Genomic DNA, 7,794 nt, shown 5'->3' on the forward strand with positions numbered 1-7,794 from the left:
GTCCCGGGCCTCGCCCGAGGTGGGGGGACCGGCGACGGCCCGGGTGCGGGCGGCCGGCGTCGGCCGGCGCCCGAGTGGACGGTCCACCTGGTCGAGGCCGACCAGCGCACCACGTACGCGCCGGTGGCGCGGAGTGCGCGGGAGGCCCAGCCGGATGCGGGTTCCGGTCGGGGCGGCAGCCAGGTCACCGCGCCGGGCACCTCGGTGGACGGCCGCGGGCGGCGCGCGTCACTCCGCCTCGGCCGGCCGGGTGACCGGGGTTGGCCACCCGATCGTCCCTCCGGGGGCGCCGAGGCTCGGGGCGCTCGGCAGCCGCCCGGAGCCCTCGGGGTCGCCCGCGCTCGCGGCCGGGCGCGGGGCGGCCGTGCGGCTCGTCCCGGTCCTCCCGGTTCGGCCCCCCGACCGGCCCACCCGGGTCACCTCCGTCCGCCGGTCCCGGCGGCCAGCCCCGTGAGTGCCCCTGGTCACGGCCGCGCCGGCGGCCTCGTGCGTGCTGCTCGACCGCCGGCTCGGTTACCGTCGAACGATGTTCGTGCGGGCACTTCTCCTCGACCTGGACGGGACCCTCGTCGACTCGACTCCGGCCGTCGACCGGTGCTGGAGGCGCTGGTGCGGGGAACACGGCGTGGACCCGACCGGACTGGCCGACTTCCACGGCCTGCGTTCGGCGGACGCGGTGGCCGCCGTGCTGCCACCCGAGCGGGTCGGCCCGGCGCTGGAACGGCTGGACGAACTGGAACTCGCCGACCTCGACGACGTCGTCGCCCTCCCCGGGGCCGCCGAGGTGCTGGCGGCGGGTGGTGACCGGGCGGCCATCGTCACCTCGGCGGGCCGGGCGCTGGCCGGGAAGCGGCTGGCGGCGGCGGGACTGCGGCCCCCGCGCGTCATGGTGACCGCCGACGACGTGGCCCGGGGCAAGCCCGACCCGGAGCCCCACCTGGCGGCCGCTCGGCTGCTGGACGTGCCGGCGGAGGACTGCCTCGTGGTGGAGGACGCGGCGGCTGGGGTGGCGGCGGCCCGGGCCGCCGGGATGCGGAGCGTGGGTGTGGGCACCAATCCGGACGTGGGTGCGCTGCCCGCCGACCTGGTGGTGTCGACGCTGGCCGAGCTGCGGTGGCTCCCCCGGGACGGCGGGGTGGAGGTCGTCCGCCGCTGACGGGCGGCAGGAGCCCGGACCGGGCCGGGTCAGGTCGCGGGAACTCGGCCGGTCCGCCGTGCGGGACGGTCTCCGGTGTCCGGCCGGCGCGTGCCTCCGGCAGGGCGAGAGGCGCACAGGGGGTTCCCGTGGTGCCGTGGCGGACCGGCTGGTCCTCGTCGGGTGGAACCGCCGGCGGTTCGGGCACCAGCGTCGGCCCGTCGACGCTGGGACGAGGAACCCCACGGCGTGGACCTGCTGCGCTGGCCCCCGGATCGCGGCATCAGCGTCAGCGGCGTTCGCCGCGAGCCCACCGGGTCCACGGCCTGCCGCTCCGGCCATCCGGGCCCCGGCCGGCGCCCGCACGTGCCCGGTGGTGGACGAGGCCCAGCGGGCAGGACGAGAACGTACCGGCGGGGACGTGGAGCGGTCAGCCACGATCGGCGTCACCGCCACGAGCGGGGTGACCGGTTCTCCAGCTCAACCTGGAGCCGAGGTCAGCACGCCACTGGGGAGGCGTACCCGCGCGCGAGGTCCCCACCACGCTCCTGCCTGTTCTGCCTCACCGCCCTGCTGGCCGGGGACGAGGTCCCATCGGATCAGACGCATCGGGCGCACGTCGCCCTACGGGCGGTTGGCGGCGCGCCTCCACGCTGTCCGCAGGGCCCCGAGGCCCCCCGTCCGGTCAGGACCCGTGGGTCGGGCGTGAGCCACCGCCACACCAGCGGCGAGCGGCTGACCAGCATCTGACGGGTGCGGCGGAGAACGGGGTGTCGGGCGGGTTCGACCTCCTCCCGCCCTTGATCGTCAGGAAGGCCGGACTCGGGTACAGGCGCGGGACCGGCCGCCAGCCGGTCCGGTGGTGGCCAGTCCCAGGCGCAACTCGCCCAGCCGCACCGCCGTGTTCACGACAGTCCGGCTACCAGCGGTTCCAGGACCGGCACCAGCTGGTCACATGCCTTCGCGGACCCCGTCACGTCGTCCTCTCCCGGCTCGAGCGGCACGGAGAAGACGACGCTGAGCATCTCGTGGAGATTGTCGGCTGCCTCGGCGGCGTAGTCGACCTGTCGTCCGACCAGGAACGCGGCACACATCGAAACACCCTGATCAGGAGCCGGAGCGATGTACACATCCCGCCCGGCGACGCTGATCAGTTCACCGCCATCCGGGAGCGGGACCCACACGAATCCCACCTCCGTCACAAGGACCGCGCCGCCCGGGAGGTAGCTCACGGCCTCGCATACGACGTCCCCGGTCCCGCGTGCCCGCAACGGCGCCTCCGCCAACGTGTCGTGCAGAACCGCGACCTCGAGGCCGCCGATGACCTCACACGGATCCAGGGACAACAGGCTCCCCGGTGGAGGTACCACGTAGTGATCCGTGCCGTCTACCAGGCGGTAGGCGGCCGCGACCGCGACTTCGGAAGCCGCCACGCACAACTCCGCGCCACCACCGACGCTCCCGTCCTCGGCCTCATGCCACATCTCGACGATGATGGCCGGCCCCCCAGAAAGCCAGGCCAGCGTCGTCTCACACGTATCATCCACGACGGTGTCCCAGGTAATCGCGTCCAAGTCGCGCAGCACGCGAGACGCAGGGGATGGAACGAGGACTTTCTCGGCGTCGATACGCAGCGCTCCTGTCACGTCCCAGTCCCCGAAAAGGCATTGCGCGATCGCGTGCGCACTCGTCCCCATGCTCAGGGAGTCGCCGTCCAGGACAGGTTCCAGGACCGACGTGTCCACCAGCGCGCAGGCATCCACCAGCCGTGGTTCCGTGATCGGCGTCTCGGCGAAATCATCCTCGTGCCCCTCACCTCCCGCCTCCGAGGTGCGCTCGCTCCCCGTCGCCCCAGGCGTGGTCCCCGACTCCTCCACCGGAACGGCTTGTCCTTCGACCACACGGCTACCGCAGGCGGCCAACGAACACACCATCAGAGCCCCGGCAACGGCTCCCACCGCTCGGCGGGTGGCTCTCCTCATCACCGCACTCCCCTTGGTCCCTGGTGCGCGACCTTCCCAGGACCAGCAGCACACCCACATCAGCTGCTCCACGGTCCGCGCCAGTGACTGGTCTAGCGCGTCCTGACGTACCTGAACGGCCGGTCCGGCGAAGCTTTATGGTCCCGTTAGGTACTGATGCGGCTACGCGGCGCCGCCTCGACTGGGGGGCGCGGCACGAAAACCACCAGGGACGTGAAAGGACGGAGCCCAGGTCGGGGCGAGGATCTCGGCTTCACGACCCCTCGCACGCATCCTGGCTACGTTCGCTCTGGGGCCGCCCACCGTACGCGCACTCGCCCATCGTGGTGCTCCAGGGCATGCGGATCAGTCCTCGGCCCGGTCCACGCGACCGCCGCCCGCCGAACGGCCCGATCGGCCCGGGCGTCAGCGCTTGGTCTCGAAACGCCGGAAGTTCAGATGTGCCCGGGAGGGCGTGGGGCCCCGCTGGTTCTGGTAGCGGGAGCCGACCGCCGAGGAGCCGTAGGGGTTCTCGGCCGCGCTGGAAAGCCGGAAGAGGCAGAGCTGCCCGATCTTCATGCCCGGCCACAGGGTGATCGGCAGGTTCGCGACGTTCGAGAGCTCCAGGGTGATGTGCCCGCTGAATCCCGGGTCGATGAAGCCCGCCGTGGAGTGGGTGAGCAGCCCCAGCCGGCCGAGCGAGGACTTCCCCTCCAGCCGCCCCGCCAGGTCCGTGGGCAGGGTGACCGTCTCGAAGGTGGAGCCCAGCACGAACTCGCCGGGGTGCAGCACGAACGGGTCGTCGCCCTCGGTCTCCACCAGGGAGGTCAGCTCGTCCTGCTGGAGGGAGGGGTCGATGTGGGTGTACTTGCTGTTGTCGAAGACCCGGAAGAACCGGTCGAGCCGAACGTCCACACTGGAGGGCTGCACCAGCTCGGCGTCGTACGGATCGATCGCGAGCCGACCGGCTCCGATCTCCTCGCGCAGGTCACGGTCACTCAGAAGCACCGCGTCAGCCTAACTGCCGGGGGGTGGTGGAGGCCCCGGCGGGCACCGTGTATGCTTTGGGAGCCACTGCGGATGTAGTTCAATGGTAGAACATCAGCTTCCCAAGCTGAGAACGCGGGTTCGATTCCCGTCATCCGCTCGTAGCACGAAGGCCCAGGTCAGCGGGTGTCCACCCGGGACCTGGGCCTTCGTCGTGCCGGGCTCCGCCCGGTGCTGGTCGACGCCCCCGACGGTGCGCCCCGACTCCGCCGACTAATTCCCGGACATCTCGATGACCAGCTCGCGCACTCCACTGCCAGGGTTCGCGGGGGGGTGTGGCTGGGCTGGCCGCCGCCGCTCTCCGGCAGGCCTCCCCCCAGCTGCCATAGGGAAACGCGGGTCGGATGTGCTTGCCGTCGAGGTACCGCTCCACCCGCTTCCGGAGCGCCTCGGAGCTGAGCGCGCCCGTCTGGTCCTCGTAGTGCCACAACAGCCAGATCTCGAAGCAGGGGTTGCTGACCGCGACCTTCAGCCCGGAGCGACTCGCGTCCCTGATCGCGGCGGGTAACCCCCGGTGGTCGTCCACGTCGACGACGCACCAGACGCTGTCGAACGCCTCCCCCGCGCGCTCGGCGCTGTCGCGCTGGGTCCTCGCCGTGTCCACGACGGTGCGCGGGTCGGAGTGCTTGCCAGGCACGACGCTGACGCTCACTCCCGTCGCGCGGAGCCGCCGCTTCAGCTCGTTGAGGTAGGTGGGTTCCGTTACCTTTCCCTCGGTGACGACCAGGATCCGGCGGCGCTCCGAACGCTTTCCTGTGGACCTCGAGAGGGAGTCCCTACCCCTACCTCGCCTGGTCACCCACCCTCACTTGCTCGCGGCCCCGACCAGTTCGTCCAGGTCCACGATCGGCGTCGCGCCAAAGCGCCCCTCCAGGTACCGCTTCTCGACGTTCCCCGCTTCGGGAGTCCTGAACTCGGCCAACGAGTAGAGCTGGCTGGCCCCGGACGAATCCTTCTCGGTGAACCACACCTCGTCCCGTTTCAGCTGGCCCCTGGTCAGCTTACCGAGCAGCGAAACATCGTGGGACGAGAAGAGGAGTTGCGCACCCGCGGTGTTGGTGGCCGGCTCCTCGAACATGCGAACGAGGGTGGCGGTCAGGAGGGGGTGCAGACTGCTGTCGAGCTCGTCGACGACCAGGACGCCGCCGGCCCGCAGAACGTCCAGGGCGGGCAGTGCCATCGTCAACCACGTGATGGTGCCGTGGCTCTCCTCGTCGAGACCGAGCATGACCGAGGTGTCGGGAGCAGCCGTGGCGTGGGAGAACTGGAGGCGCCGACTGACATCCTCAAGGACGTCGTTGAGATCGGCATCGGCGGCACCGTGTTCGGCCTGGACGAACTCGTGCATGTGCCGGAGGAACTTCAGGAACTTCTCGTCGACCTCGGCTCGCTCCACGGTGACGCCGGTTATTCCGACATCCGCGACTCTCAGCAGTACTGACGCTCGATCCTCGGCCTTGCTCCCCTCGAGGATCCTCTTGACCGCCGCCAACCGTCGCTCCGCCTCGCCATTCCCGCGCCAGAACGAATCGAACTTCCCCAGGATGGAGCCCCGCACCTTCGACAACCACTCGTGGCGATAGCTGGCCGCCGTGGACAGGAACAACGCATTGTCCCTCGTCACCTTCGAGATCGTGGCGTTCTCACCCTTCAGGGTCCTACCGAAACGATAAGGACTGGGACTGGTGGCGTCCCGCTCGAACAGCACCCGCCGCCGCCCTCGTGGGTAGGAGTACAGCCATTCCCCCACCACTCCGCGACCGTTGCTCCGGAACCCGTACGTGTGCCGGATCCCCTCGACGACGACGTCCATCTCGTAGAGCGAGGGACTTCGAGCGGACCCCTGGTCCAGCTTGAAGGGGTGGTAGGGGAAGGTGTCGCGATCCGCCCAGTGGACGTTCGACTGGCGCACGGCGGTGACGGCGAAGTGAAGCGCGTCGAGGACGGTGGTCTTGCCCGAGGCGTTGGCCCCGTAGATCGCCGCGACCCTCCGGGTGACGTCGGCCCAGTCGCCGTCGAAGCTCACTCCGACGTCGCTGTCCGCCCTGATCATCGACAACTCGAACTCGTCGCGGAAGGACTTGTGGTTGGCGGCTCGGAACCTCAACAACACGACCACCACCCCCCAACTGCCGTGTGTGCGCGGTTTCGACGCCCTGTGCGTCACACGATGTCGCAAACGGCACCGTGATGGTACCCAGTAGGCGGGCAGTACAGCAGGCACGCGCGGGTGAACATCACCGCACGACAGCCGGGACCGGCCCCGGGCGGCGGCGCGCCATCGGCACCGCGACGCCGCTTCGCGCGCACCGGGCGATCGCCTCGCGGGCGGGGAGCGGGGCCGCCGGCGTCCTCCGCGCCAGTGCCCACACGGACACCTCCGGAGGACCGCCGCTCGATCGCCCGCGCGTGGTTCACCGCTCGGCGGCGGGCCGGGTCTCGGGCATCCACAGGTACTGGATCCGCTCCATGACCTCCTGGCGCTGGGTGTTCTGGAACGCCGCGACCCGCCAGGTGTCCCCGTCCCGGAGCAGGGTGTAGGTCTGCACCTTGCTCGGCTCGCCGGGCTCGTCGCCCTCATAGGTGTCGCCGCGCGCGGTGAGGACCGCGACGTCCTCGGTCAGGACCTGCAACCCGAGGTAGGAGTCCGTCAGGCGGGTGCCGGCGAGGACGCCGTCGAAGAGGGCCTCGTGGCTGCGCACGATGTCCTCCCTGCCGACGTAGTGGGTGGCGGCGAAGGTGGTGTAGGTGGCGTTCTCGGTGAACACGGCGCCGTAGGCGTCCGCGTCGTGTTCCGCCCACGCCCGGCCGAGCTCGGCGACCGCCGCGCAGGCACCCGCCCGCGCCTCCGCCACGACCTCCGCCCCGAGGGCGGTGGTGACGGGGACCTCGGAACACTCGGCCACGCCCGTGTTCGCGACATCGCTGGTGGCTTTCAGCGCGAGGTAACCACCGCCCGCGCCGAGCGCAAGCACAGCACCGAGGCCGCCCAGCACCCACCACAGCCGCCGACGCGTCCGGCGGGGCTCAGCATCGCTCGTCTCGACCCGTTCCTGGGGCAGCACCTCGACCACCACGGCCTCCTTCACTTCGTGCAATAATTGACTTGGTTCAATTATTGCACACGATCAAGGATGGTGTCGATGCCCCCTGACGAGATGACGTCCACCTACCGCCGCTACCTGGCCGCCGTCGTCCGGTTCCACCTGGCGGCAGCGGACATGAGCGGGCTGGGCCACACCGACTACCAGGCCAGCAACCTGCTCGACCTGGACGGCCCGATGACCTCGGGAGAGCTGGCCGCCAGACTCCGGATCACCCCGAGCGCCGCGACCCGCGCCGTGGACCGCCTGGTCGAGGCCGGGCTGGCGGAACGCACCACCGATCCCGAGGACCGTCGCCGCACGGTGGTGCGGCACACGGGTCGACTGCCGGCACCCCTGGTCGAGCTGCTCGGCAGGACCAGGGAACCCATCGGACGAGCCGTGGGCGCGCTCACCGAGGAGCAGCGCGCGGGCCTGCTGTCCTACTTCCGCGCCGCGACCGAGGCGTACCAGGGGGCGGTGGGCTTCAGCGGCTCGACCGGCCAGCAGTCGACGGCGGGCTCCACCCCGGGCGCCCCGCCGCCGAACCCGGCGGCCCTCCGGCCCG

General features: G+C 71.1%; 7 protein-coding genes and 1 tRNA gene. 3 read left to right on the forward strand and 5 right to left on the reverse strand.

Annotated elements, in window-relative coordinates; translation table 11 throughout:
* Nucleotides 1-526 precede the first annotated feature (526 nt).
* Nucleotides 527-1,156, forward strand: a complete 630-nt coding sequence (locus ACTIDRAF_RS0208585; RefSeq protein WP_026065909.1) for an HAD-IA family hydrolase — start codon at nucleotides 527-529, stop codon at nucleotides 1,154-1,156.
* A gap of 884 nt (nucleotides 1,157-2,040) precedes the next feature.
* On the opposite strand, the gene ACTIDRAF_RS0208590 is transcribed toward ACTIDRAF_RS0208585, so the two are convergent.
* Entirely contained in the window at nucleotides 2,041-2,880 is an 840-nt protein-coding gene (locus tag ACTIDRAF_RS0208590; RefSeq protein WP_211215294.1) for a hypothetical protein, read from the reverse strand.
* A gap of 642 nt (nucleotides 2,881-3,522) precedes the next feature.
* A complete protein-coding gene (gene dcd / locus ACTIDRAF_RS0208595; RefSeq protein WP_016698329.1) occupies nucleotides 3,523-4,104 on the reverse strand; it encodes a dCTP deaminase in 582 nt (193 codons plus the stop codon).
* A 68-nt stretch (nucleotides 4,105-4,172) separates the two neighbouring features.
* On the opposite strand from dcd, the gene ACTIDRAF_RS0208600 reads away from it, so the two are divergent.
* Nucleotides 4,173-4,243, forward strand: a tRNA-Gly gene (locus tag ACTIDRAF_RS0208600).
* Here the strand turns inward: ACTIDRAF_RS0208600 and ACTIDRAF_RS32625 are convergent.
* The 3 genes from ACTIDRAF_RS32625 to ACTIDRAF_RS27865 all read right to left on the reverse strand — a co-directional run bounded on the left by ACTIDRAF_RS32625 (nucleotide 4,235) and on the right by ACTIDRAF_RS27865 (nucleotide 7,217).
* Nucleotides 4,235-4,942 carry an RloB family protein gene (locus tag ACTIDRAF_RS32625; protein WP_083886170.1) on the reverse strand — a complete coding sequence of 236 codons (708 nt, stop codon included), beginning with the start codon at nucleotides 4,940-4,942 and terminating at the stop codon, nucleotides 4,235-4,237. The two genes, ACTIDRAF_RS0208600 and ACTIDRAF_RS32625, sit on opposite strands and share 9 nt — an antisense overlap.
* 6 nt (nucleotides 4,943-4,948) lie before the next feature.
* Nucleotides 4,949-6,256 carry an AAA family ATPase gene (locus tag ACTIDRAF_RS0208610; protein WP_026065910.1) on the reverse strand — a complete coding sequence of 436 codons (1,308 nt, stop codon included), beginning with the start codon at nucleotides 6,254-6,256 and terminating at the stop codon, nucleotides 4,949-4,951.
* 301 nt (nucleotides 6,257-6,557) lie between these two features.
* Nucleotides 6,558-7,217 (reverse strand): SgcJ/EcaC family oxidoreductase, encoded by a 660-nt coding sequence (locus ACTIDRAF_RS27865; RefSeq protein WP_245533478.1) that lies wholly within the window; start codon nucleotides 7,215-7,217, stop codon nucleotides 6,558-6,560.
* A gap of 69 nt (nucleotides 7,218-7,286) precedes the next feature.
* Between ACTIDRAF_RS27865 and ACTIDRAF_RS27870 the strand changes: the two genes are divergently transcribed.
* Nucleotides 7,287-7,794, forward strand: a 508-nt coding sequence (locus ACTIDRAF_RS27870; RefSeq protein ID WP_169533964.1) for a MarR family winged helix-turn-helix transcriptional regulator, incomplete at its 3' end; no start/stop codon positions are given.

It is taken from the genome of Actinoalloteichus spitiensis RMV-1378 (assembly GCF_000239155.1).
Lineage (GTDB): Bacteria > Actinomycetota > Actinomycetes > Mycobacteriales > Pseudonocardiaceae > Actinoalloteichus_B > Actinoalloteichus_B spitiensis.

Coding starts and splice junctions, on each gene's coding strand:
- ACTIDRAF_RS0208585 (WP_026065909.1), top strand. CDS start 527: ATGTTCGTGCGGGCACTTCTCCTCGACCTGGACGGGACCCTCGTCGAC.